The organism is Pseudomonas sp. AC255 (genome assembly GCF_979258175.1).
Genome location: NZ_OZ409841.1, coordinates 3,640,131 through 3,665,582, shown reverse-complemented (window position 1 = coordinate 3,665,582; position 25,452 = coordinate 3,640,131). Strand labels below are relative to the sequence as shown.

Below are 25,452 nucleotides of genomic sequence, written 5' to 3'. Positions count from 1 at the left end.
CCTTTGCTTTGCGAATTTCAGGAGTCAGCGAACCAACCTGATGATGATGTCATCAATTTGGTAATCATTACCCCCATCAGAGCCGCTACCTCCTCCGCGATCCTGATGACTTATGATTTGAATCGTATAGTTCGCGTTCTGACTGACGGAAAAATTTCCAGCTTGTGTATACCATTGTGCGGTTCGGGGAACGCTGTAAACAGGCAAGATCTGTTGTCCGGACGAGAATCTGACGGAAAAGATAGGTGGCATGTTATTGCTCTGGGGGCTGATGTTCCGAACTCGATAACTGAATGAGTACGTATGCCCTGCCACGAATCGAAATGATTGGCTGAATAGCACCCCCGAATGGCCTGAGGCACCCGTAGTAAAGTTCTGGAACACACCACTTGCTACTCCGCCTTGATAACCAGCAGATCCTTTACTCCAGTTGCCTGAGGTGCCATCGGTGAAGTTTGTGACAGAATCCGTCCATTGCTCGACACTAAAGCTGCGCACCGCCGATTCCGGTTGCGTACCGTAAAGCGCCCTAGCCTTGATGGGGTGAGCGGTGAAACTCAACCCGCTGATCACCTTACTCCAGTTACCGCTGGCATCGACCGTGACCTGGCCTTTTGAGGTGATCCCGTCGAAGATTTCGACCTTCTGATTGGCGAACGCCTTGCCGCTCAACGTGACCGAAGTATCGAACGTTGTGCCACCCGCCGCGACCTCGCCTTTGGAGTCCCTGACCGAGGTGATAGTCGGCGCCGTGGCCACCGCCACGGTAAAGGTCCGCGCCGCTGACACCGGATTATTTCCGTACAACGCCTTGGCCGTGATGCTGTGAGCGCTAACGCTCAGTGCCGTCAACGGCAGTGTCCAGTCGCCGCTGGCATTGACGTTGGCCTGCCCCTTGGAAGTTTGGCCGTCGAAAATCTCGATCTTCTGATTGGCGAACGCCTTGCCGCTCAACGTGACCGAAGTATCGAACGTGGTGCCACCCGCCGCGACCTCGCCTTTGGAGTCCCTGACCGAGGTGATGGTCGGCGCCGTGGCCACCGCCACGGTAAAGGTCCGCGCCGCTGACACCGGATTATTTCCGTACAACGCCTTGGCCGTGATGCTGTGAGCGCTGGCGCTCAGCGCCGTGAGCGGCAGTGTCCAGTCGCCGCTGGCATTGACGTTGGCCTGCCCCTTGGAAGTTTGGCCGTCGAAAATCTCGATCTTCTGATTGGCGAACGCCTTGCCGCTCAACGTGACCGAAGTATCGAACGTGGTGCCACCCGCCGCGACCTCGCCTTTGGAGTCCCTGACCGAGGTGATGGTCGGCGCCGTGGCCACCGCCACGGTAAAGGTCCGCGCCGCTGACACCGGATTATTTCCGTACAACGCCTTGGCCGTGATGCTGTGAGCGCTAACGCTCAGTGCCGTCAACGGCAGTGTCCAGTCGCCGCTGGCATTGACGTTGGCCTGCCCCTTGGAAGTTTGGCCGTCGAAAATCTCGATCTTCTGATTGGCGAACGCCTTGCCGCTCAACGTGACCGAAGTATCGAACGTGGTGCCACCCGCCGCGACCTCGCCTTTGGAGTCCCTGACCGAGGTGATGGTCGGCGCCGTGGCCACCGCCACGGTAAAGGTCCGCGCCGCTGACACCGGATTATTTCCGTACAACGCCTTGGCCGTGATGCTGTGAGCGCTGGCGCTCAGCGCCGTGAGCGGCAGTGTCCAGTTGCCGCTGGCATCGACCGTGACCTGGCCTTTTGAGGTGATCCCGTCGAAGATTTCGACCTTCTGATTGGCGAATGCCTTGCCGCTCAACGTGACCGAAGTATCGAACGTTGTGCCACCCGCCGCGACCTCGCCTTTGGAGTCCCTGACCGAGGTGATAGTCGGCGCCGTGGCCACCGCCACGGTAAAGGTCCGCGCCGCTGACACCGGATTATTTCCGTACAACGCCTTGGCCGTGATGCTGTGAGCGCTAACGCTCAGTGCCGTCAACGGCAGTGTCCAGTCGCCGCTGGCATTGACGTTGGCCTGCCCCTTGGAAGTTTGGCCGTCGAAAATCTCGATCTTCTGATTGGCTAACGCCTTGCCGCTCAACGTGACCGAAGTATCGAACGTGGTGCCACCCGCCGCGACCTCGCCTTTGGAGTCCCTGACCGAGGTGATAGTCGGCGCCGTGGCCACCGCCACGGTAAAGGTCCGCGCCGCTGACACCGGATTATTTCCGTACAACGCCTTGGCCGTGATGCTGTGAGCGCTGGCGCTCAGCGCCGTGAGCGGCAGTGTCCAGTTGCCGCTGGCATCGACCGTGACCTGGCCTTTTGAGGTGATCCCGTCGAAGATTTCGACCTTCTGATTGGCGAATGCCTTGCCGCTCAACGTGACCGAAGTATCGAACGTGGTGCCACCCGCCGCGACCTCGCCTTTGGAGTCCCTGACCGAGGTGATAGTCGGCGTCGTGGCCACCGCCACGGTAAAGGTCCGCGCCGCTGACACCGGATTATTTCCGTACAACGCCTTGGCCGTGATGCTGTGAGCGCTGGCGCTCAGCGCCGTGAGCGGCAGTGTCCAGTTGCCGCTGGCATCGACCGTGACCTGGCCTTTGAGGTGATCCCGTCGAAGATTTCGACCTTCTGATTGGCGAACGCCTTGCCGCTCAACGTGACCGAAGTATCGAACGTGGTGCCACCCGCCGCGACCTCGCCTTTGGAGTCCCTGACCGAGGTGATGGTCGGCGCCGTGGCCACCGCCACGGTAAAGGTCCGCGCCGCTGACACCGGATTATTTCCGTACAACGCCTTGGCCGTGATGCTGTGAGCGCTGGCGCTCAGCGCCGTGAGCGGCAGTGTCCAGTTGCCGCTGGCATCGACCGTGACCTGGCCTTTTGAGGTGATCCCGTCAAAGATTTCGACCTTCTGATTGGCGAACGCCTTGCCGCTCAACGTGACCGAAGTATCGAACGTGGTGCCACCCGCCGCGACCTCGCCTTTGGAGTCCCTGACCGAGGTGATGGTCGGCGCCGTGGCCACCGCCACAGTAAAGGTCCGTGCCGCTGACACCGGATTATTTCCGTACAACGCCTTGGCCGTGATGCTGTGAGCGCTGACGCTCAGTGCCGTGAGCGGCAGTGTCCATTCGCCGCTGGCATCGACTGTCACAATCGGTGTGATAGGCGTAATGCCGTCATACAACTGCAGCGTTAGATTGGAGCTGGCCGTGCCCTTGACTGTTACGCTGGTGTCGAAGGTAAAGCCCTCATCGGGAATTGAATCACCGCGGGTATCGACAACTGAATTGATCACAGGCGCCACTATCTCACCAATCAACAACACCAGCGTGGCCGAGTATTCATAGCGCTGCGAAGCCGCACGCCATAGCGCGTAGCGAACATCCACATATTGCCCGATGTTCGCCGTGACATATTCCTCGTCGACCCTGAACCGCACAGGTTTGCCTGCGCTGACGGTGGTTATCGGCAGCCAGTCGCTGGTACTGGAGAATGGATTGGGGCTGCGCCAGTAATAAGTCAGCACGTCCTTGTCCAGCGTCTCCGCCTCGGCGATCAGCACATGCACGCTGTCGAATACTTTCGACGGATCAAGCACATCCCCCGGCGGGTCGGCCTCCTCGACCTTGGGTCTGGGCAACGTCGCCCGGACCTTCTCGACTTTGGCCAGCAAGTGCTCGGATTCTCTCACGTCGAGACCCGGTGCATCGTTCGCCACTACATAGGAAAGATCCAGCGTGCCGTTGTCGAGCACCGTGATGTGCTCTGCTTCGATGTGGAACGTGACCAGACCTTCCCTGGCCTCGTTGTCGGTGACGATATGCGTAGCCTCGTGCAGATACTCATCGCCATTGAACCGGGTACCCAGCCATATGAGGCAGATCAGGTCACCGTTCTTCATGGCATAGCGGACTTCAACCGTGGCGAAGAGCAGATCCGGTTTGAGGGTATCGCCTATCAGCTCAAGAATGTTCGGCTCGGGCAGCATGTTGACGTCGCCCACTACCGTGGCAATGGTGCGCTTGGAGGACAGCGGGTCACCACCGTCCTTTTTGTAGAGAATATAGGAGGCATCGGCCCGGCCAAGAACGATAGACCTGATCAAGTCATAGGGCACCTTGATTTCCAGCACTGAGGGAACGTTGTTTATCTCGCGGGATTCGCACCAGAAGATGGGTTCAGCGTTACCCGGCGGCCTGCCAATGAAGGTCATTTCCACTTTGTCGCCGAGACTGAAGTCCGGGCTGCTGACATGGATCTGCACGGTGACTGGCTGCTTGTTCAAATCCCTGATAGTGATGACGCCATTGATGGATTCTCTGATGACCGGATATTCCAGGTACCAGCCGCCGGCTTCGATATCGACGTAAGTGCGTTTGGAGTGCCGATCGGCCCAGTTCCACACTTCGTCATTGATGTCGTATCTGATTTCCCGACGGACACCGTCCCCGGCGCGGAGAATGTCTGCCCGTTTAATCAGGATTTCGATCGGCTGTCTGTTTTCGGCTTGCTCTTGCGTGATGAGGTGAGCAGCGAGCAAATGATCGCCAACATGCAGGCGGACCTTATCGTTGCGGGTGCAGTACACGTAGTGGGGAATGGTGGCCTTGACGCCTTTTTCTGCCCAGCCGGCATCAATCACGCCCTGTTCAACCACCTCGGGCGGCAATTGCACGATATTCAATTCTGAATGGCCGTCGGGCAAATGCGGTTCCTTATCACGGTTTCCAGGCTTGAAAAGCTTGATCAGTATGCGCAGGGACGCCGACGGCGGGTCGGGTTCGGTTTCACCCACTCGGGTCAGCACGTAATGGCAATTCTCGGCCCACCCAGACTCTGTTGGCGTCGGCAAGTAGAAGAACACTCGCTGATCGACTTCATCGGCCGTCACAAATCGTGTGAGTACATGCTTGTTGTTCCACCAGATATCCAGTCTGTCACCTTCGCTCATCTGCGGCAGATAAGGATTGATCGCGCACCACAAACCTTTGGGATCGCCAGTCGCCACCTTGATGTTGATGCCGTTATCGCCGTCTTGTACAGGTTCATGCATCTCCGGGATCAGTAGCGGGCGCAGGGCCAGTGTGCCGTTGCCGCGCTTGATGGGAGGGAAGCGGAAGTTCTTGTGAGCTGGCATCAGGCGAGTCCTCTGCAAGAGCGTTTTGGCGTTGTGTTGCGACGTTCAAGGCGCACGGAGATGCGAAGCCCCAATGGGCTTGCAGGCGCGGGATATTTGGCAAGCATGGGCGTGCACTCCGGTCGGGTGATGGAGTGATTGAACCTGTGTTGATGGATTTGCACACCTGTCAAACCTGACAGGTGCCGACGGTTTCCAGATGAACGGTAGGCTTCAGGAATCGGGGCTGAATGTGTTTGATTGGCAAGCCGGATTAAATCACTCAGGCGCTACCTGGAACGGAGGTGTTCCCTGATGAACAGGCCGGCGGGAGGCTGTTTTTCAAGCGCAATCCAAGGACAGCTCAGGGCTTGCGAAGTGTCTTCTGCCGCAATATGTAAACCGTCACCAGCACCGCACTCGTCAGCATGAACCCCCGCGCCCATATCAGCGGCACCAGATAACACGAGAACAGAATGCTCACCCACATCAGGCCTATCGCGTAGACCTTGCCTTTGAGCGGGATGCCGTTGCCTTCGAGGTAGTCGCGAATCCATGGCCCCAGGCGTGGGTGTTCGACCAGCCAGCGATAGAACCGCGGAGAGCTGCGCGCGAAGCAGGCCGCGGCGAGCAGGAGGAAGGGGGTGGTGGGCAGGACCGGCAGGAAGATGCCGATCACCCCCAATGCGACGCTGAGCCAGCCGATGGCCAGCAGGACGTAGCGCAACATCAGGGGGCGGTTGCCTATGGGGTTGTCCATAGGCCGGTTCTTAGTGATGACGAGGCTTGAGGATCGCCGGTTTTTCGTCGGGGGCCTGGCACAGCAGATACAGCGCGGTCAGGGCTTCCGGGATCTGAACGATCATGTCGTCCATCAGGTTGGCGTCCTTGGCGATGTCTTCGAACTCAGGCTGCTCGTCGAACAGGCCGGAACCGACCATGATCGGCAGGAGCATTTCGCTGACTTCTTCTTCGGCGGTTTCGAACCAGGCCGCTTCACGCAGGAACACGCCTTCCATGAAACCGATGCACCAGCCGCGCAGTTCGGAATCGTCCGGCTCTTCGCCCAGATCCAGTTCGCACGGCAATTCGAATTCTTCATCCGAGGCCAGTTGGCGAGCGATGTGTGCTTTGAGGCCGATCAGTGTGGCTTCGATTTCGGCACGCTGGGCTTCGTCGGCGTAATGCGGCTCTTCGGCGAACAGCGCGTCGATCCACTCGCGCTCCGGAACGTCTTCGCAGCAGATAGACAGCGCGGTCAGGTAACCGTGGGCGGCGACGTAATCCAGCGCCTCGTCGTGCAGCTCGTCGGCATCGAGGAAGACTTGCAGGCGGGTCAGTTGCTCAGCGAAGGACATTACGGGGCTACCTTGGGGAATAAACAATGCGGGAATTCTAGGCTTTCTTGCGCGCTCTAGCCAGCCGCTTGGCAGATTTGCCGTAAATGCCGGACGGTATACAAAGCCATGTGGGAGCGAGCCTGCTCGCGAAGGCGGCATGTCAGGCACTGTTGCATTGACTGACCGATTGCTTTCGCGAACAGGCTCGCTCCCACAAGGGCTTTTTGTGTGTCGGTCGGGCGGTGTCTTCTCAGCGGCACCCTGTGCGGCGAAGGCCTCGGGTATACTGCCGCGTTTTGCGATCCCTGCTGGCGCTGCGCTGGTCATGCAATGTGTTCTTACGTTTTGTTTAAGCAGCCGAAGCTGCTCTGAACCAGCCTGAGCAGGGATGTATCGGTAGATTTTTGGAGTTTTTATGCTCGAACAGGCTCAACGCGTCCTCAAGGACATCTTCGGCTACGACAGTTTCCGTGGCCGTCAGGGTGCGATCATTGAGCGCGTGGCCAGCGGCGGTGATGCGCTGGTGCTGATGCCTACCGGTGGCGGCAAGTCGTTGTGCTTCCAGGTGCCGGCACTGTTGCGCGAGGGCCTGGCGGTGGTCGTTTCGCCGTTGATCGCGCTGATGGACGATCAGGTCGCCACCCTTGAAGAACTGGGCGTCGCCGCCGCTGCGCTGAACTCCACGCTTAGTGGCGAGCAGCAGCGTGATCTCGCCCTGCGGATCAAGCGCGGCGAAGTGAAAATGCTCTATCTCGCGCCCGAGCGTCTGGTGCAGCCACGCATGCTGGCGTTCCTGCAAAGCCTGGAAATCGCCCTGTTCGCCATCGACGAAGCGCATTGCGTGTCGCAATGGGGTCACGATTTCCGCCGCGAATACCTGCAACTGGGTCAATTGGCCGAGCTGTTCCCCAACGTTCCGCGCATTGCCCTCACCGCGACCGCCGACAAGCGCACCCGCGAAGAAATTGTCGATCGCCTGCACCTGCAGAACGCCGAGCGCTTTCTGTCGAGTTTCGACCGCCCGAACATCTTCTATCGCATCGTGCCCAAGGAGCAGCCGCGCAAACAGTTGCTGGCGTTCCTCGCCGAACGGCGCAGCGACGCCGGCATCGTTTACTGCCTGTCGCGCAAGAAGGTCGAAGAAGTTGCGGCGTTCCTCAGCGAGCAGGGCTTCCCGGCGCTCCCGTATCACGCCGGTCTGCCCAACGATCTGCGCGCTTATCACCAGAAGCGCTTCCTCAACGAGGAAGGCCTGATCATGGTCGCCACCGTGGCGTTCGGCATGGGCATCGACAAGCCCAACGTACGCTTTGTCGCGCACCTCGATCTGCCGAAATCCCTTGAGGCGTATTACCAGGAAACCGGACGCGGCGGCCGTGACGGGCTGCCGGCGGATGCGTGGATGGCCTACGGTCTGCAAGACGTGGTGATGCTCAAGCAGATGCTGCAGAACTCCGAAGGCGACGAGCGGCACAAGCGTCTGGAGCAGCACAAGCTCGACGCCATGCTCTCGCTGTGCGAAGAAACCCGCTGCCGCCGGCAGGCGTTGCTGGCCTATTTCGATGAAGACATGCCAGAACCGTGCGGGCACTGCGACAACTGTGTCGACGGCGTGCAGACCTGGGACGCCACCGAACCTGCTCGTCAGGCCTTGTCGGCGATTTTCCGCACCGGCCAGCGCTATGGCGTCGGTCATCTGGTCGACGTGTTGCTGGGCAAGGACAACGAAAAGGTGCGCAGCTTCGGCCATCAGCATTTGTCGGTGTTTGGCGTTGGCAAAGCGTTGAGCGAGAGCGAGTGGCGCTCGCTGTTCCGCCAGCTGGTGGCGCGTGGGTTGGCCGATGTCGATCACGAGGGTTATGGCGGTCTGCGTCTTAATGACAGTTGCCGGCCGCTGCTCAAAGGCGAAGTGAAGCTGGAACTGCGCCGCGACCTGAAACCGCAAGTCACTGCCAAAACGGGCAGCAAGAGCCAGGCCAGCCAACTGGTGCGCGGCGAGGAACGCGAACAGTGGGAAGCCTTGCGCGCACTGCGGCGCAAATTGGCCGAAGAACACGGCGTGCCGCCGTACGTCATCTTCCCCGACTCGACGTTGTTGGAAATGCTCCGCAGCCAGCCGACGTCTCTGGCGGAAATGGCCCGGGTCAGCGGCGTCGGCGCACGCAAGCTGGAGCGCTATGGCGAAGCCTTCCTCGAAGTGCTCGGCGGCGAGGCGGAGACGCCGAAGGTGGTCGCCGATGTCCGTCACGAGCTGATCACCCTGGCCCGCGCCGGCATGACCCCGCTGCAGATCGCCGGGCAGTTGCAGTGCTCGGAGAAGAACGTCTACGCCATGCTCGCCGAAGCCATCGGCAAGCAGCAGTTGTCGCTGGAGCAGGCGCTGGATTTGCCTGAGGAATTGATGGGCGAAGTGCAGGACGCGTTTCTCGATGGCGAGGGCGAGTTGCCGTCCGTCGCCGAAGTCGCCGAGTTGTTCGCCGGACGTGTTCCTGAAGGCGTGCTTTATTGTGTGCGGGCGGCGTTGCAGTCTGAATTCGAGATGTAATCTGGCCGTTCCCTAACCCCAGCCCTCTCCCACAGGGAGAGGGAGCCGACCGCGGTGTCTGGCGGCAGACTCGACCTGCAAAACCGAGTCGATTATGGATTCAGCGAGCGCTGTCGGGTCGGCGAATTTTCAAAGCATCCCCCGCTCAGTTCCCTCTCCCACTGGGAGAGGGCTAGGGTGAGGGGCTTTTGATCTTCGCGCAGTTGTAACGATTCAGTACAGAGCCACTCTTGCCTATAACTGCCGCCCATGCTTAGCTGACTAATAATTAGATTTTCCGTATTTTCAGTCTAACCGTGAGTGTTTTATGCCGTTAACCGATCAACATCGCTTTGGTATGCAACTGGCCCAGATGTCCCGTGGCTGGCGTGCCGAACTGGATCGTCGCCTCGCCGGGCTGGGCCTGTCGCAGGCGCGCTGGCTGGTGCTGCTGCATCTGGCGCGTTTTGAAGAGGCGCCGACCCAACGCGAACTGGCGCAGAGTGTCGGCGTCGAAGGCCCGACCCTGGCGCGCTTGCTCGATAGTCTGGAGAACCAGGGACTGGTGCAACGCCAGTCCGTGATGGAAGACCGCCGGGCGAAAAAATCGTGCTCTGCGCACCTGCCTTGCCCTTGATCGAACAAATCGAAACCATTGCCACGCAACTGCGCCACGAATTGTTCGAGGGCGTCGATGAGGCGGATTTGAAGGTGTGCATGCGCGTACACGGTCACATCCTGGCCAACCTGGAAAAATCTTGAGGCACATCCCGGCAGCGATTTTTTGAGAGATCGCGCTGAGCGGACTATAAGAACTACTGGGCAATATCGTGTTCGTACCGGATGTGCGAACGCATAGAAACCGGTTTTGCTTATTTAAGGGATGCTCATGCTCGCAAGTCGGCACGTGCTGCGCGGGGGCGCCAAATGGCTGCTGCTCGCTGGCGTTTTCAGCTATTCGACCTGGTCGATGGCGTTGGGGTTGGGCGAAATCACTGTTCACTCAGCCCTCAATCAGCCGTTCAAGGCCGACATCGCGCTGGTTGATGTCGGTACGTTGACGCAAAACGATCTCTCGGCCAGCCTGGCTTCGGCGGATGAGTTCGGCCGGGCGGGCGTCGAGCGGGTGTTCTTTCTCAATGACCTCAAGTTCACTCCGATCCTGCGCGGCAGCCGCCAGATGATCCGGGTGACGTCCGGCAAACCGGTCAACGAACCTCTCCTGAATTTTCTCGTGCAGCTGGATCAACCCAACGGACGTCTGCTGCGCGAGTACACGGTGTTGATCGATCCACCGGGTTCGCCGGGCATTGTGCCCGCCACCGACGAGCCGGATCCGCGCCCGCAATCTTCTGAGTTTCCAACCGTCGAACCGGTTACCGCACCGCCCCAGGCTGCCCAGGGCAACCGCACGGCGACGCCTGTGCCGCCAACGCCAGCGGCACCTGCCAACGATGCGCAGGCCGAGCAACTGGCCGCCAGCGTGCTGCTGACCCAGCAGTTGCAAAAGACCCTCGACGAACAGAACCTGAGGCTGCAAGAGCAGCAAGTGCAAATAGCCGACGGCAGGAAGCAGATCGAAGAGTTGCAAACCCGTCTGGCCGAAGTGCAGAAAGCGCCACCACCGCCCGTAGTCGCTCCGGTTCCGGCCGCTGTTTCAGCTCCGGTCGAGGCGGCAGACGATGGCGTGAACTGGCCGCTGCTTGGCGGACTGATATTGCTGCTCGGCGTGCTAGCGGCGTTGCTCATACGCCGTCGTCAGCAAGGTTCGACCGCAGATGGCACGCCGATGCCGCTATTGCCTGTGAGCGCCGAAGACAACGTTGATGAGTCTGAACTTCAACAATCTGTCGGTGCGCACGCGGCCACCGATCATCGCGACGAACCCGGTGCCGGCGACGTGCTGGAGGCTGTGGGCATCTATCTGGCCTACGGCCGCCTCAGCGAAGCGGCCGGGCTGCTGCGCGATGCCTTGCACAAGGAACCTGAACGCACCGATCTCGGTTTGCAGTTGCTGGAGGTTCTTGGGCGCCAGGGTGACAGCGCCGCTTACGAACAGCAGGAAAACCGCCTGCGTGCGCTTGGCGTCGATGAGCGCGAACTGATTGAAACCCGCGCTCGCCATCCCAAACTGGCAGGCGCCGCACCGGCGGTATTTGCAGCAACGCCAATCGCGCCTGAGCTGCCCGTGGCCACGGCAGCGACCGCAGCTGCGCCGCTCGCATCGACGCTCAGCCCTGCGGAGGATGATTTCGAATTGAATCTGGGCGAACTGTCGATGGATTCAAATTGGGATTTGAACGACAGCCGCGCCGATGCCGCCGCACCGCCGATCGATGATCCGGAGCTGGGCACCAGCCTGTCGGTGCTGCCTGTCGATTTCGAACTGCCACAGGCTGCATCTGCCGAAGAAGCCGAACTCGAATGGATCCCCGAACCCGACGCCCAACCCCTCGACGATGACTTTCTCAATGAGTTCGGCGATCCCGAGCCGTCGCTGGTGCTGGAACCTTTGGATCTGCAACCACCCGAGTCCACCGACATCGAGTCCGCCGGCAAGCTCGAACAGGCACAAACCTGCATCGACGATGGCGACATCGACAGTGCGATCGCGCTGCTCAATGAATTGCTCAGGGAAGGGGATGAGCCGTTGAAGCAGACGGCAAGGACGTTGTTGGCGGGGATTCGCTGAGCGCCAACGGATTTTTGGGTTCACCCGAGACCGCCTTCGCGAGCAGGCTCGCTCCCACAGGATAGAGCGCATTCCATTGTGGGAGCGAGCCTGCTCGCGAAGGCGTCAGAACGTCTGCCCCAGATTCAGGTAAACCGCCTGCTCGTCCGCATCATTCAACCCATAAGTGAAGTTCAACGGCCCCAGCGGCGTGTCGAAGCCGATAAACACACTCGCGGCGTTGATGTAGCCGCTGTCGAACTCATTGTCATTGTTCCACGCCCGACCGCGCTCCAGCGAGGCGCCGGCGTACAGCGGGAAGTCCAGCGGCAGGTACGAGCGCGGCGTCAGGCGGCGGTAGTACACGGCGCGCATCAGGCTGACGTTCTGCCCGGACAGCGCGTCCTCACGGAACCCCGACAACTGCCGCGCGCCGCCGAGCAGGAAGCTTGAGGTCACCACATTGGCATCGTCCAGCGTCCGGCCGTAGCGCCCGCCGAGTATCAGCGTATCCGGCCCGTGGCTCATGGCCTTGTCGAAATTCAATTCCCACTGGCGATAGCGATTGTCTGAACCCAGGCCCGGTTCGAACTGGGCAAACGTCAGGCTGACGTCCTTGCCCTCGTGCGGAAAGTAGACGTTGTCCAGCGAGTCGTAGGAATACTTCACGGTATAGAAGCCTTCGTTGAAACTCTCGCTCGGCAGATCCTGATCGCCGATGCGTACGTCAGCCTTGCCCCAGGCCTGCCCGACGCCGAGTCGCACTTCACCGTTGTTGCCGATCTGCCGGCCGAGGTTGAGGCCGAAGCCGTAACGCTCGACCCGATACTGGGCGATCGGATCGTTATCCAGCACCGAGTCAACGTTCTGCGCCTCGAACGACCCGTAGGGCGCGACGAAGTAACGCGAGCCGACGTCCAGCGGCTGATAGAACTCGCTGTACAGCTCCTGCTTGTCGCCGATCTGCGCGCGGGTCAGCCATTCCGCACCGAGGCGGTTGATGCCGTTGACGCGATAACTGGCACCAAGGTTGAAAGCACTGTCGCCGCGCATGTCGTCCGACAGATTCAGGCCGACCCGCAAGTAATCGGTGCCGCTGCGCTTGCCGCTGGCACTGATGACCAAGGTGTGATCCTGGCCTTTGTGCACCACGCGGTAACGCACTTGATCGAAGTAATCCAGGCCGTACAGCGTGCCCATGTCCGAATGCAGGCGGCCCAGGTCCAGCGGCGCGCCGATCGGTTGGCGGATGTAATAGCGAATTACGTCATCGTCGACTTTCGAGTCATTTTCGACGCGGATCGCGGTGATGATCGGCGTGCGCTGGCCCGGCTGACGGGCGGCGTTCAGTTCCGCGTCCTGGGTTTGAGTCGGCTTGAGTTGCGCCAGCCGCGCATCGAGGATCCGCGTGGCGCGGTAACCGGCGTCGATCATCTCCTGAGCCTTGCCGAAATCGGTCACGCCGAACGCGGCCAGCGCAGGCTGGATCAACACGTCATTGGCATGCAGAGTCGCCAGTTGTTCTTCGGAGTTGCGCCGGGTCATCAGGGTGATCGACTGATTGAGCACATCGACCACCGTGGTCAGTTGCTTGCGATTGCGCAGCGGCGTGCCGATGTCGACGACGATGGCGATGTCGACGCCCATTTCCCGCGCGACATCCAGCGGGATGTTGTCGGTCATGCCACCGTCCACCAGCAGGCGCCCATCGAGCTCGACCGGGGCGAACACCGCCGGGATCGACATGCTCGCGCGGATCACTTGCGGCAGGTGGCCTTTGCGAAACACCACTTTTTCACCATTGGCGATGTCGGTGGTCACGGCCCGAAACGGGATCGGCAGTTTGTCGAAGTCGCGGGTGTCGCTGGTGTGCGCCAACAGGCTTTCCAGCAACAGTGCGAGGTTCTGGCCCTGAATTACCCCCAATGGCAGGCCGAGACTGCCGTCGTCGCGGAAGCTGAGTTTCTGCTTCACCAGAAAATCGCGGTCGTCCTGCTTGCGTCGAAATGGCACGTCCTCACGCGGCGGCGCGTCGGACAGCGCCGCTTGCCAGTCGATGCTCAGGGCGAGTTTTTCCAGTTCGTCGACCTTGTAGCCCGAGGCGTACAGGCCGCCGACTACCGCGCCCATGCTGGTGCCAGCAATCGCGTCGATCCTGATGCCTTGTTCTTCCAGCGCCTTGAGCACGCCGATGTGCGCCAGCCCGCGCGCAGCACCGCCGGACAGCACCAGGCCGACTTTCGGTCGTGGCGCTTCACTGGCGTGAACCAGCAGGGGAAGGAAACCAAGCAGCAGGCAAAACAGCAAACGGCGCATTGTGAGTCTCGGGGCAAGCGGTAAAGCCGGCTATTATAGCGGCGCCCTCTGTCTCAGGAGTTTCAGCGATCATGACCGTCGCCAAAGCCGAAGTTGTCATCACTTATTGCACTCAATGCCAGTGGCTGCTGCGCGCCGCGTGGCTGGCCCAGGAACTGCTCAGCACCTTCGCTGATGACCTGGGCAAAGTGTCGTTGGTGCCGGGCACCGGTGGGGTGTTTCACATCACCTGTGCGGGTGTGCAGATCTGGGAGCGCAAGGCCGACGGTGGTTTTCCCGAGGCCAAGGTATTGAAGCAGCGAGTGCGCGATCAGATCGATCCTGACCGCGACCTCGGCCACAACGACCGCACTCAGTGAGAGGCAGCCTCGGCGGCGACGGTTTTCTTGTCGGCATGGCCTGACATCCGCGCCGATACAACGATGGCAACAATGATCAGCGCGCCGCCAATCAACATCTTCGGCGTCGGGTTTTCATTGAACAGCAGCCAGGCGATGGTGATGCCGTAGACCGGCTCCATCGCAAACACCACCGCCGCCGTGCGCGCCTTGATCACCGCCAGACTGGCGACGAACAGGCTGTGGGCGACGCCGGTACAGAACACCCCGAGCAGGGCGATCCACAACCAGTCCAGCGCTTGAACCTGACTCAACTGCGGCGCCGCGACCGGCAACAGACACAAAGCCACGACGACGTTCTGGCACAACGCCGCCTGCACCGCCGGAATGCGCCCGGAGCTGGCGCGGTTGGTCAGCGACAGCAGGGAAAACAGCAGGCCGGACAACACTGCCCATAGCAAGCCGACGGTCGCGCCACTGCCCAGATCGAATGCGGGCGTCACCAGCACCAGACCGATGCTGACCAATACCACCAGGACGATTTCATTGGCACGGATGCGTTCGCGGAAGATCAGTCCTTCGAGAATCACCGTGAACGCCGGGAAACTGGCAAAGCCCAACGTGGCGATGGCCACCCCGGCGATCTTCACCGATACGAAAAACTCACCCAGTGCCCGGCCAGCAACACGCCGCTGAGGGCGAGGCGCCGCCAGTCCACGGCCTGAAGTTTCTGCCAACCATGCTGGCTGGCGAAACGGGCGAAAAATGCCAGGGCGAGCACGGCGAAAGCTGCACGTCCAAATACGATCACAGCGGGGGATGCGGCAGCGAGTTTGCCGAACACACCGGTCAGGCCAAACATCAAAGCGCCGATATGCAGAGCGCCGAGGGCGGTACGCGGAGTCATTGCATTCCTTTTTTCAGGTTCAACTTCATGGGGCCATTGAACCGCGTCTCGGCCTGCAAGTCTGTCGGCAGGCTATCGTCTTTTGTCGCAGGAATCGCGCCGGAGATGTCCGGGCGACGAGCCGAACTCACGTAGGACTGCGGCCGAGAACGCACTTTGCGAGCTGTAACCGACGCGACTGGCTACTTCACCAATCGGTAATGCAGTGTCGCGCAGCAGTTGCACCGCGAGATGCAGGCGTCGACTGCGGATGTAATCCATCGGCGTCTGTCCGCATTCGGCCATGAACCGAGCGTGCAGGCGCGCGCTGGACAACCCGGCCACGCGCGCCAGGTCGGCCACTTGCAGCGGATAGCCGGCGTATTGCTCGATGTGCGCATCCAGCGCGGCGTAGGGCAGGCGACGCGCGCCGAGTTCGGCAGGTTGCGCGTGATTGAGACTGGCCAGCAGCAACACAGCGCCTTGCTGCGCGATCAACGGATCGCTGACCGGACTGTTCGCCAGCCAGTTGACCAATTGGCTCTGCCCCGAGTCCAGCGACAGCCGCCCCGGATGATCGAGCAAGCGCCGACTGGCCTCGGCATGCGCGCCCAGCGACTCCTGCACCCATTGCCCTTCAGGGATGTCGAGCACCAGGCAGCTGCTGCCTTGGGGACTGTCGCAGGCATGATGAGCGCCGGACGGAACCACCACAACACTCTGCTGACGCACTTGGCTGCCACAGCCCTCGACCTCGAAATCCAGCGCACCGGACAGCCCGAACACCAACTGCGCGTGCTCGTGGCTGTGCACAATCAGGTCATGGGTGTACTGGCGCAGGGTGAGGATCGGTCGCATGGCAGGTTGTCTCCGAAGTGGCCGTCAGTCTACACCGCCGTACGCCGGATGCGTTGTCACACGACTGACTCACGCTTGTCACGGTCGATTAACCGGGCGCGCGCAAGCTGGCGAAAACATCGCAGAGGGTTGCCCATGACCAGCGCCGAGCTCGCCCGACCCAGTCGCAAACAACGGGTGCGAACCCTGTGGATCTCCGATGTGCACCTGGGCACCCGGGATTGCCAGGCCGAGCACTTGTCGCAATTTCTCAAGGGCTACCACGCCGACAAGGTCTATCTGGTCGGTGACATCATCGACGGCTGGAAACTGCGCAGCGGCATGTACTGGCCGCAAGCCCACACCAACGTCATCCGCCGATTGCTGACCATGAGCAAGCGCGGCACTGAGGTGATCTACGTCACCGGCAACCATGACGAATTCCTGCGGCGCTATTCGAAACTGATTCTGGGCAATATCCAGTTGGTCGACGAGGCGGTGCACGTTACGGCGGACGGTCGGCATTTGCTGGTAATCCACGGCGATCAGTTCGATGTGATCACCCGCTATCACCGCTGGCTGGCGTTTCTCGGCGACTCGGCCTACGAATTCACCCTGACCCTCAACCGCTGGCTCAATCACTGGCGTGCCCGCTATGGCTACGGTTACTGGTCGCTGTCGGCGTACCTGAAACACAAGGTCAAGACAGCGGTGAGTTTCATCAGCGACTTTGAAGAAGCCATCGCCCACGAGTGTGTGAAGCGCGAACTGCATGGCGTGGTTTGCGGGCATATCCACCATGCCGAGATTCGCAAGGTGGGGGAGGTGGACTATCTCAACTGCGGCGATTGGGTCGAGTCGTGCACGGCGCTGATCGAGCATTGGGACGGCACGATCGAGCTGTATCGATTGGCGGATGCCCAGGCGCGGGAGGCGGAGCTTAAGGCTGCCAAAGTTGCCGAGCTCGCTTAGTTCTCGGGTGTTTGAAAGGTCCTCATCGCTGGCAAGCCAGCTCCCACAGGTTTTGTAAACGGCACACAACCCTGTGGGAGCTGGCTTGCCAGCGATGAGGGCAGAACAAACAACATCAAGCGGGGCTGTGTTCTTGCATCGCAGCCTTGTAAATCGAGTTCTTCGGCTGCGCAAACAGCCTTTCCATCATCGGCTCGAAGAAACTCAGCGGCAACGTGTCGTATGCCGGATCAAACGCCGCCGCGTCGTATTTGGCGCAGAACTCGGCAGTGGCGTGGAACTGCGGATGATCCTTGAATTGCTCGCGCAAGTGCCGATCCATGCCCAGGTGATGAAAGAAGTAATAGCCCTGAAAAATGCCATGCTTCTCCACCATCCACAGGTTCTCCGCACCCACGAACGGCTTGAGAATCGCTGCGGCGATGTCCGGATGGTTGTAGGAACCGAGGGTGTCGCCGATGTCGTGCAACAGCGCGCAGACCACGTATTCCTCGTCACGCCCGTCGCGAAAGGCGCGGGTCGCAGTTTGCAACGAGTGGGTCAGGCGATCCACCGGGAAACCGCCGAAGTCGCCCTCAAGCAGCTTCAGATGCGCGAGGATCCGCGACGGCAGTTGTCTGGCATAGGCACTGAAGTCGGCGGCGATGATCGCCCAGTCTTCCTCGGTGCCATCCTTCATATGGGTGAAGCGAGCATGGGCATTCATGGGCAGACCCTCATTCAGAACGCCACGCGACCGAGAATCATGTCGCGGTACATGACGAAATCGCCGAGCAGGCTGTACAGCGGATGCTGAAACGTCGCCGGGCGGTTTTTCTCGAAAAGAAATGGCCGATCCAGGCAAAGCTGTAACCGGCCAGAGGAAGCGCGAGCAACAGCAGCCAGGCGCCTTTGGCGATGCTGAGCGCGAGAATGAAGATGACCAGAGACGTGCCGATGAAATGCAGACGACGGCAGGTGCTGTTGCTGTGCTCGGCGAGGTAAAAGGGGTAGAACTCGGCGAAGCTGTTGAACTGCTTGATGTTTTCCACGACCGCGCTCTCTGTGGTGATTGTTCTGGCGACAAGTTGTTCGGCGGGGAGCTTATTTGAGTCTAGAGTGATCATTGGCGTGGGCCAGTGACAATCGGCGCCACTTTAGTATCCTTCGCAAATAGGGCGGTTATCTGCAGCCCGTCATGTAAAAGAATAACAACCATGAGCGAACGAACGACTTCTGCAAGCTGGGCGATGGGGATTGTCAAAGCACTGGAGATGGACGGCCTGGATTGCCGGGTTCTGTTCAGGCAACTGGGGCTGGATTTCAGCGCCCTTGAAGATCCGGATGCACGCTTCCCGCAAGACTCCATGACCCGGCTCTGGCAGCGCGCGGTCGAGGTTTCCGGCAACCCGGCGATCGGCCTGAACATGGGCAAAGTGGTGCGCCCGGCCTCGTTTCATGTCGCCGGCTATGCGCTGATGTCGAGCAATACCCTGGCTGAAGGCTTCCAGCGTCTGGTGCGCTATCAACGCATCATTGCCGAAAGCGCTGACCTGAGCTTTCGCCTGCTCGAGGAAGGTTATGCGCTGATTCTCACCGTGCACGGCGATCATCTACCGCCGACCCGGCAGAGCGCCGAAGCGTCACTGGCCTGCGCGTTGGCGCTGTGCGGCTGGCTGACGGGGCGTCCGCTGCACCCGGTCAAAGTGTTGGTTCAGGGCGATCAGCCGACAAATCTGCAACCTTATAAAGAAGCCTTTCACGCACCGCTGGTGTTCAACGCGCCATACGACGCGTTGATCTTCGAACGGGCCGATATGGAGGCGCCGCTGCCGACAGCCAACGAAGCCATGGCGCTGTTGCATGACCGTTTTGCCGGGGAATATCTGGCGCGGTTCTCCGAGAGCCGCGTGACGCACCGGGCACGCCAGGTGCTGTGCCGTTTGTTGCCCCAGGGCGAACCCAAGCGCGACACCGTGGCGCAGACGCTGCACCTGTCGCAACGCACCTTGCAGCGGCGCTTGCAGGAGGAGGGCACCAGTTTTCAGCAGTTGCTCGACGACACCCGGCGCGAGCTGGCCGAGCAATATCTGGCGCAACCGAGCATGACCTTGCTGGAAATCGCCTACCTGTTGGGTTTTGCCGACCCGAGCAACTTCTTCCGCGCGTTTCGCCGCTGGTTCGACACCACACCCGGCGAATACCGCTTGCGCCTGACGCAGGTGCCGGACGCAGTCAATGACGCCAGAACGCCGGAATACACAGCACAAACACCGTAATGATCTCCAGTCGGCCGAGCAGCATGCCGAACGACAGAATCCACTTCGCCGCATCCGGCAGCGTCGCGAAGTTGCCGGCCGGGCCGATGGTTTCGCCCAAGCCCGGGCCGACGCCGGACACGGTGCTGGCGGCGCCGGTCAGCGCGGTCATCCAGTCGACCCCGAGCAGCGACAGCAGCAGCGCGATCACGCAGATGGTGATGGCGAAGAAGAACGAGAAAGTCAGGATCGAACGGACGATCTCTTCGTCGAGACGGTGACCGTTGTACTTCTGCTTGATCACCGCGCGCGGGTGGATCAGCTGATTAAGGTTGGCCTTGAGCAGGATGTAGGCGACCTGAAAACGGAAAATCTTGATCCCGCCCGCCGTCGAACCTGAGCAGCCGCCGACAAAGCCCAGATAGAAAAACAGCATCAGCGAGAAGTTGCCCCACAGGCTGTAGTCACCGAGGGCAAAACCGGTGGTGGTGACTACCGAGGTCACGTTCAGCGCCACATGCCGCAGCGCTTCCAGCCAATGCAGCTTGGTGGTCCACCAATACCAGGTGCCGAGCACCAGCCAGGTCACCAGCAACATCGCCAGCAAACCCTGCACCTGTTGATCCCTGATCAACGCACGGCGGTTGCCGCGCAGCGTCGCCACGTAGAGGGTGAACGGCAGGCTGCCGAGGATCATGATGACAATCGCCACCCAATGAACTGCCGGTTGCGTCCACTTGGCCAGCGACTGGTCGGAGGTCGAAAAGCCGCCGGTGGAAATCGCCGACATCGCATGATTGATCGCATCGAACGGGCTCATCCCCGCCCACCAGAACGCCAGGCTGCCGAGAATGGTGATACCGACGTAGGCCGCCACAATCAACCGCGCCACCATGTGCGAACGCGGCATGACCTTCTCCGAACGGTCGGAGGATTCGGTCTGGAACAGGCGCATGCCACCGATGCGCAGCAGCGGCAGAATTGCCACCGCCATGCCGATAAAGCCGATGCCGCCGATCCAGTGCAGCAGCGAACGCCACATCAGAATCCCCGGCGACATGTTGTCCAGGCCGTTGAGCACCGTGGAACCGGTGGCGGTGATGCCGGACATGCTTTCGAAGAACGAGTCGGTGTAGCTGATGTGCTGGGTCAGCAGAAACGGCAGCGCGGCGAAAATGCACACTACCAGCCAGCTGCTGACCGTCAGCAGGTACATGTCGCGCGGGCGCAGGTGAATGTGTTCCGGTCTGCCGGGTATCACCAGAGCGAGGCCGGCGACAAAGGTGATCATGCTCGCCCAGAGGAACGACGGCAGATCGCTGGTGCGCTCGAAAATCACCAGCGTGGCCATCGGCACGACCATGGCCACAGCCAGGGTTATCAGGAAGATGCCGATGATAAAACCAATGATCCGTAAGGTCGGCAACGCCATGAAATCCGCTCGGGCTGATTGAACAAGGGCGCCATTCTACCTGCGGGGCAAGGCATGTAAACCGGCAGGCGCTGCGCAGTTGCAGCTAGAATAGCTGCACATTTTTCAAAGGAGGTGGCCGATGCAGGCTCTCGACGCGTTGCTCAACCGTGTTTCCGTTCCCCGCCTGGTCGAACCGGCCCCTACTGCCGAGCAGCGCGAAGCCCTGTTCGGCGCGGCCTTGCGTGCCCCGGATCACGGGCACTTGCAGCCGTACCGCTTTTTGACAGTCGAAGGCGCAGCGCGTGAGCAAATGGGCGAGTTGCTGGCCGAGGCGGCCCGCCAGCAGGGCGGTGAAGTCACCGACGCGATGATCGACAAGGCGCGCAACGGCCCACTGCGCGCGCCGCTGGTGGTTGTGGTCATCGCGAAATTGCAGGAACACGTGAAATACCCGAAGGCCGAGCAACTGCTCACGGCCGGCTGTGCGGCCCACGGGATTTTGCTCGCGGCGTATGCGCAGGGGATTGGCGCGGTGTGGCGCACCGGGGATCTGGCGTACTCCAAGCATGTTGCCGAAGGCCTGGGGCTGGTGGAAGGCGAGGAGGTGATCGCGTTCCTCTATCTCGGCACGCCGCAGAAAGAGCCGCGCGTGGCGGAGAAGGTTGATCTGGCTGAGTTCGTCAGCGCCTGGCCAGGTAAGGTCTGAAGATCACAAGCCCCTCACCCTAACCCTCTCCCAGAGGGAGAGGGGACTGATTGGGGGATGCTTTGGAATTACACCGACCTGAGCGTCCTTCGCTGAATCCAGCGTCGGGATACCGGACGTCTGGTTTCTGCGGATCCATAAGGTCGATGCACAACGGCAGACAACTCGGTCGGCCCCTCTCCCTCCGGGAGAGGGTTGGGGTGAGGGGCTTTTTCAGGGCTGGACCACGACTCCCGGTATCAGCGGCAATTCCAGACTCGCCACAAAGCCGCCCTGCGGATGATTGGCCAGCGTCAGCGTGCCGCCATGCCGTTCCGCCGCGCGTTTGGCAATCGCCAGCCCCAGGCCATGCCCGGCAGCGGTCTGCCCCGGTGCCCGGTAGAACGGCTCGCCCAACTGGCTCAGATGTTCCGCCTGTACCCCCGGCCCATGGTCGCGCACGCTGATGACAATCCGCTCACCCTGCCGCGCTGCCTGCAAGTCGATCGGCTGATCGCTCGGGTTGAAGCGCTGGGCGTTGCGCAGCAGATTATCCACGGCGCGCTCAATCATCGTCGGCCAGCCTTTGAGATTCAGTTGTGACTCAGCTTGCAGGCGCACGGTCTGCTCGGGGGAGCTGAGCTGCGCATCCTTTTGCAGTGTGGCGAGCAACGCATTCAGGTCCACTTCTTCAGCGCTGGCATTGTCGGCATCGACTCGCGCCAGCACCAGAATTTCACTGATCAACGCCTCCAGCCGGTCGCATTCACGGGTCAGGCGTGGCCACAATTTCTCGCGCTCTTGCGGGTTGGCGCGCTCGGCCAAAGCCAACGCGATGCGCAGGCGCGCCAGTGGTGAGCGCAGTTCGTGGGAGACATCGCGCAGCAACTGGCGCTGACTGCCGATCAGGCTTTGCAGGCGCGCGCCCATGCGGTTGAAATCGGTGGCCAGCACGCCGAATTCGTCACGGCGGTTGGCCAGTTTCGCCAGACTGTTCTGCTGATAAGTCGTCTGCCCCAGATCATGTACCGCGCCGCGCAAGCGACTGAGCGGGCGGGTGATGGAGAAAGTCACGAGCAAACTGAACAGGGTCAGCACCACCAGCGCAATACCCAGCGCACTCAGTGGCCAGAGCAGACTTTCGCGGTGCCAGGAGTCGAGTTCCGGGTGCGGGATGCGGTAGATGAACAGGTAGGTGTCACCGGTTTTTTCGCTGGTGATTTCGTCGGTCAGGCGCCGCCACGGCAGGCGGCGATCGTCGTTGTTCTGCCGCGCTTCGAATGCTGCGGCCCGGCGCGGGAAGGTGCCACGCACCACCGGATCGCCGGTTTCATTGAGCACCTGAACGTCGATGTGATACTGGCGTTTACGTTGTTCGAGGATGTCCTGGGCGGCTTCTTCGCCTAGGGTTTCGTAAGTCTGCGTCCATTCCGCCGCCAGCGTGTTGAGGCCGGGATGGCGGCTGAGAATCCATGCGTCCTGATTGAGCATGTGCCCGAGCAGAATCGACAGCCCGGCTACCAGAGCGATGGCCAGCCAGAAGCTCGCAAGAATCCGCCAGAACAGTGAACGCACAGAAACTCCTCGAAAATTACACCGTTCAAATGTGGGAGCGAGCCTGCTCGCGAAGGCGTAGTGTCAGTCAATCCATCGCTGGCTGATACACCGCCTTCGCGAGCAGGCTCGCTCCCACATTTGATTTGAATGGAACAGGCCCGACGATGTGAGTCGTCGGGCCCAGGGTCAAGCCATTATTGCGCCTTTTGTGCCTGCTGCGCTTTCCAGGCCTTGAACTCGGCCCATTCGGCGCGGCGTTCGGCGCGTTTCTTCTGGATCTCGTCGAACTGCTTCTGTTGCTCGGGTTTGAGCAGTGCGCGGACATCGGACTCGGCTTTCTTGTGGTTGGCCGCGATCTCGTCCTTCATGGCTTTCTGGTCGGCCGGCGAGAGTTTTTCCAGGTACTTGTCGACCACCTGCTTACGCTCATGCATCTGCTCGCCCATGATCTTGCGAATCTGCTCGCGCTGTTCGCGGGTCAGGTCGAGCTGGCTGTACGGGCCTTTGTCGTGCATGCCACCGTGCATCTGACCGCCGTGGCGCGGGCCATCCAGCGGACCACCCAGCGGACCGCCATCCTGCGGCATGGCCATGGCCACGGTTGGCAGAGCGGCAGCGAACATCAGAGCGATAAGAGTCTTGCGCATGGTGTATCTCCTTGTCTCGTTCCCGGTACGTTCCGGATGAGTGCAGATTACGCAGATCAAGGTCAGCGGCGGTCAGCGCAGCGTAAAGCTTCGGTAAAGACGTTTCGTGCCCGGCCTTACACATATCCAGTGCAGGAGGTGCTGAAGGCTGCGATCTTTTGGATAATGCACGGGCCCAGGCTGTGATCCTCATTTAGACGACATTGTCGCTCAGCGAAAGAACAACGGCTGCGTGCCTTAACAAAGCGAATACCGAGCTTCCCTATGACTAATAAAACGTTTACCAGGCAACTCGGCCCATGGCTGATGGCAGCTTTATCGGTCAATGCGATTTTTTTGGCATTCCTGATTTTTGATCATGGTTCGCAGGGGCACGATAAGAAGATGATCAAAACTAAAGAACCGTTGCTGATCGAGGGTCCAAACGGCGACGAGAATTACTATGTGCTGCCGCAGGGTACTACGCTATATCACGATAAAAGCTTTCCTGAAGGGCATGATCGTTATGTGGTGTATCTCAACCATAAGGGTACGATTGCCCACGAAGAAGTACCGATGAAGCCTGAGTATGGCGGTTCTTTCATTGATCCGCTCTGGCTGGCTAATGTTGATGCGAATACTTTGCAAGAAATTTTCAAGCGTTTTCCACTTTCCAAAAAAGACATTGCCGCTGCCATTAAGGCCAACGAGATAACCAAGGACGATTTGGCCGACATTATTCGTTCGGTGCCCGATTGACCGGTTAAGAGGCACCGAAGGCAGCGATCTTCAGGCTGTGGTACGCGAAACTTCCCAGGCCGCATTCCTTTGCTGCGCGTGGGAACGATCAAACACCACAAATCCAAAGCCAACCACCCGCTCCTAACCACTCAACAAAGAGCGTTAGCTCGAGTGCCCTTGATCTTGCCTAACCGGCGACATCGGAAGGCTGAGTGGAGGGATTGATCCGGGCGTGGGAGCGTAGCGACCGTCTGGCGCAGCCAGACACAGCGGAAGTAGGTGCAGCGAAGCAAACCGGAGCCGCTGCGCCCGGATCGATCCCGCAGCGAAGGAACCCGAGCCTGCGAGGGCCGAACGTAGGAGCAAGCCTTTTGGGTTACCTTTTTGGCGTTTGAAAAAGGTGACCCGCTGTAAGAGCGGAACCTTAAGTAGCCGTTACCGCAGCAACGGATATACACGCAAAAAACCCGACCAAACAAACACCATCGCCAGCCGGCCCGCACAGGATAAGTGCGCTGGTTCAGAGGCTGTAGTAGTAACCACGGCTACGCAGCGCAACGATGCGCGGGCGGCCGTCGGGGTGGGGGCCAATTTTTTTGCGCAGGTTGCTGACGTGCATGTCGAGGCTGCGGTCGTACAGGGTCAGCTTGCGGCCGAGGGCCAGTTGCGCCAGTTCCTGTTTGTCCAGCGGCTCGCCCGGCTGTTTGAGCAGGGCTTCGAGCAGGCGGCTTTCGGAGACGGTCAGGGTCAGTTCTTTTTCGTCGATGCTGACCACGCCGCGCACCGGGCTGAAACTCAGATCACCCAGCTCAAGTTGCGTCGAAACGGCTGCCGGGTGGCTGCGGCGCAACACGGCACGCAGGCGCGCGGTCAGTTCGCGGGGGTCGCAGGGTTTGGCCAGATAATCGTCGGCGCCCAGTTCGAGGCCGAGGATGCGGTCCAGCGGTTCGCCACGCGCTGACAGCATCAGCACCGGCAGGTCGGCGTGGTCGTTGCGCAATTGCTTGAGCAGTTCCAGACCGCTGCCGTCGGGCAGCATCACGTCCAGCACCACCGCCGCCGGGGCGGTTTCGGCCAACGCCTTGCGGGCGCTCTGGCCGTCGTGGCAGGCGCGCACCTGGAAGCCTTCCTGGCTCAACCAGCTACTCAGGAGTTCGCACAACTCCTGGTCATCATCAATCAATAACAGCTCGCTCATGA

At 60.5% G+C, this 25,452-nt stretch carries 18 protein-coding genes and 3 pseudogenes; 8 read left to right on the top strand and 13 right to left on the bottom strand.

Features of this window, described 5'->3' with window-relative positions; all coding sequences use genetic code 11:
* Positions 1-24: 24 nt before the first annotated feature.
* From ACZZ0K_RS16695 to ACZZ0K_RS16680, 4 genes are all read right to left on the bottom strand, one after another.
* A complete protein-coding gene (locus tag ACZZ0K_RS16695) occupies positions 25-2,481 on the bottom strand; it encodes a hypothetical protein (RefSeq protein ID WP_463559210.1) in 2,457 nt (818 codons plus the stop codon).
* Positions 2,482-2,531: 50 nt separating this feature from the next.
* Positions 2,532-5,129: a hypothetical protein gene (locus ACZZ0K_RS16690; protein WP_463559209.1), complete on the bottom strand. Its 2,598-nt coding sequence runs from the start codon at positions 5,127-5,129 to the stop codon at positions 2,532-2,534.
* 343 nt (positions 5,130-5,472) lie between these two features.
* Entirely contained in the window at positions 5,473-5,868 is a 396-nt protein-coding gene (locus ACZZ0K_RS16685) for a YbaN family protein (protein ID WP_150742433.1), read from the bottom strand.
* Positions 5,869-5,878: 10 nt separating this feature from the next.
* Positions 5,879-6,466: a UPF0149 family protein gene (locus tag ACZZ0K_RS16680; RefSeq protein WP_150636607.1), complete on the bottom strand. Its 588-nt coding sequence runs from the start codon at positions 6,464-6,466 to the stop codon at positions 5,879-5,881.
* A 397-nt stretch (positions 6,467-6,863) separates the two neighbouring features.
* On the opposite strand from ACZZ0K_RS16680, the gene recQ reads away from it, so the two are divergent.
* From recQ to ACZZ0K_RS16665, 3 genes and pseudogenes are all read left to right on the top strand, one after another.
* Positions 6,864-8,993, top strand: coding sequence for a DNA helicase RecQ (gene recQ, locus ACZZ0K_RS16675; protein WP_258707763.1), 2,130 nt, complete (start codon positions 6,864-6,866; stop codon positions 8,991-8,993).
* 307 nt (positions 8,994-9,300) lie between these two features.
* Positions 9,301-9,734 (top strand): annotated as a pseudogene (locus tag ACZZ0K_RS16670) (MarR family transcriptional regulator).
* 127 nt (positions 9,735-9,861) lie between these two features.
* Positions 9,862-11,664: a motility hub landmark protein FimV gene (locus ACZZ0K_RS16665; RefSeq protein WP_258707764.1), complete on the top strand. Its 1,803-nt coding sequence runs from the start codon at positions 9,862-9,864 to the stop codon at positions 11,662-11,664.
* Positions 11,665-11,769: 105 nt separating this feature from the next.
* On the opposite strand, the gene ACZZ0K_RS16660 is transcribed toward ACZZ0K_RS16665, so the two are convergent.
* The gene (locus ACZZ0K_RS16660; protein ID WP_150636611.1) at positions 11,770-13,959 is read right to left on the bottom strand and encodes a patatin-like phospholipase family protein; all 2,190 of its coding nucleotides are present in this window, start codon (positions 13,957-13,959) and stop codon (positions 11,770-11,772) included.
* Between the two features lie 71 nt (positions 13,960-14,030).
* On the opposite strand from ACZZ0K_RS16660, the gene ACZZ0K_RS16655 reads away from it, so the two are divergent.
* The gene (locus tag ACZZ0K_RS16655) at positions 14,031-14,318 is read left to right on the top strand and encodes an Rdx family protein (RefSeq protein ID WP_016771139.1); all 288 of its coding nucleotides are present in this window, start codon (positions 14,031-14,033) and stop codon (positions 14,316-14,318) included.
* On the opposite strand, the pseudogene ACZZ0K_RS16650 reads toward ACZZ0K_RS16655, so the two are convergent.
* Both ACZZ0K_RS16650 and ACZZ0K_RS16645 read right to left on the bottom strand, forming a co-directional pair.
* Positions 14,312-15,204 (bottom strand): annotated as a pseudogene (locus ACZZ0K_RS16650) (DMT family transporter). The gene ACZZ0K_RS16655 and the pseudogene ACZZ0K_RS16650 overlap by 7 nt on opposite strands.
* Before the next feature lie 72 nt (positions 15,205-15,276).
* Positions 15,277-16,041, bottom strand: coding sequence for an AraC family transcriptional regulator (locus ACZZ0K_RS16645; protein ID WP_258707765.1), 765 nt, complete (start codon positions 16,039-16,041; stop codon positions 15,277-15,279).
* 135 nt (positions 16,042-16,176) lie between these two features.
* Here ACZZ0K_RS16645 and ACZZ0K_RS16640 point away from each other — a divergent pair, with 135 nt between their 5' ends.
* Positions 16,177-16,992: a UDP-2,3-diacylglucosamine diphosphatase gene (locus ACZZ0K_RS16640; RefSeq protein ID WP_258707766.1), complete on the top strand. Its 816-nt coding sequence runs from the start codon at positions 16,177-16,179 to the stop codon at positions 16,990-16,992.
* 115 nt (positions 16,993-17,107) lie between these two features.
* Here the strand turns inward: ACZZ0K_RS16640 and ACZZ0K_RS16635 are convergent, their stop codons facing one another.
* Positions 17,108-17,698, bottom strand: coding sequence for an HD domain-containing protein (locus tag ACZZ0K_RS16635; RefSeq protein WP_258707767.1), 591 nt, complete (start codon positions 17,696-17,698; stop codon positions 17,108-17,110).
* A 14-nt stretch (positions 17,699-17,712) separates the two neighbouring features.
* A pseudogene (locus tag ACZZ0K_RS16630) lies at positions 17,713-18,023 on the bottom strand (Mpo1-like protein).
* A gap of 165 nt (positions 18,024-18,188) precedes the next feature.
* Here ACZZ0K_RS16630 and ACZZ0K_RS16625 point away from each other — a divergent pair.
* Positions 18,189-19,250, top strand: coding sequence for an AraC family transcriptional regulator (locus tag ACZZ0K_RS16625; protein ID WP_205869270.1), 1,062 nt, complete (start codon positions 18,189-18,191; stop codon positions 19,248-19,250).
* On the opposite strand, the gene ACZZ0K_RS16620 is transcribed toward ACZZ0K_RS16625, so the two are convergent.
* Complete coding sequence (locus ACZZ0K_RS16620; protein ID WP_024012066.1) at positions 19,207-20,661, bottom strand: TrkH family potassium uptake protein; 1,455 nt, start codon at positions 20,659-20,661, stop codon at positions 19,207-19,209. The genes ACZZ0K_RS16625 and ACZZ0K_RS16620 overlap by 44 nt on opposite strands.
* A 121-nt stretch (positions 20,662-20,782) precedes the next feature.
* Here ACZZ0K_RS16620 and ACZZ0K_RS16615 point away from each other — a divergent pair, with 121 nt between their 5' ends.
* Complete coding sequence (locus ACZZ0K_RS16615) at positions 20,783-21,349, top strand: nitroreductase family protein (RefSeq protein ID WP_056783730.1); 567 nt, start codon at positions 20,783-20,785, stop codon at positions 21,347-21,349.
* A gap of 213 nt (positions 21,350-21,562) precedes the next feature.
* Here the strand turns inward: ACZZ0K_RS16615 and ACZZ0K_RS16610 are convergent, their stop codons facing one another.
* Together ACZZ0K_RS16610 and ACZZ0K_RS16605 are read right to left on the bottom strand one after the other, a co-directional pair.
* Entirely contained in the window at positions 21,563-22,903 is a 1,341-nt protein-coding gene (locus tag ACZZ0K_RS16610) for a sensor histidine kinase (protein WP_258707768.1), read from the bottom strand.
* 176 nt (positions 22,904-23,079) lie between these two features.
* Positions 23,080-23,532 (bottom strand): Spy/CpxP family protein refolding chaperone, encoded by a 453-nt coding sequence (locus tag ACZZ0K_RS16605; protein ID WP_095180696.1) that lies wholly within the window; start codon positions 23,530-23,532, stop codon positions 23,080-23,082.
* Between the two features lie 264 nt (positions 23,533-23,796).
* Here ACZZ0K_RS16605 and ACZZ0K_RS16600 point away from each other — a divergent pair, with 264 nt between their 5' ends.
* Positions 23,797-24,270: a hypothetical protein gene (locus ACZZ0K_RS16600; RefSeq protein WP_252879629.1), complete on the top strand. Its 474-nt coding sequence runs from the start codon at positions 23,797-23,799 to the stop codon at positions 24,268-24,270.
* Positions 24,271-24,772: 502 nt separating this feature from the next.
* On the opposite strand, the gene ACZZ0K_RS16595 is transcribed toward ACZZ0K_RS16600, so the two are convergent.
* Complete coding sequence (locus ACZZ0K_RS16595) at positions 24,773-25,450, bottom strand: response regulator transcription factor (protein WP_016771129.1); 678 nt, start codon at positions 25,448-25,450, stop codon at positions 24,773-24,775.
* Between the last annotated feature and the right edge of the window lie 2 nt (positions 25,451-25,452).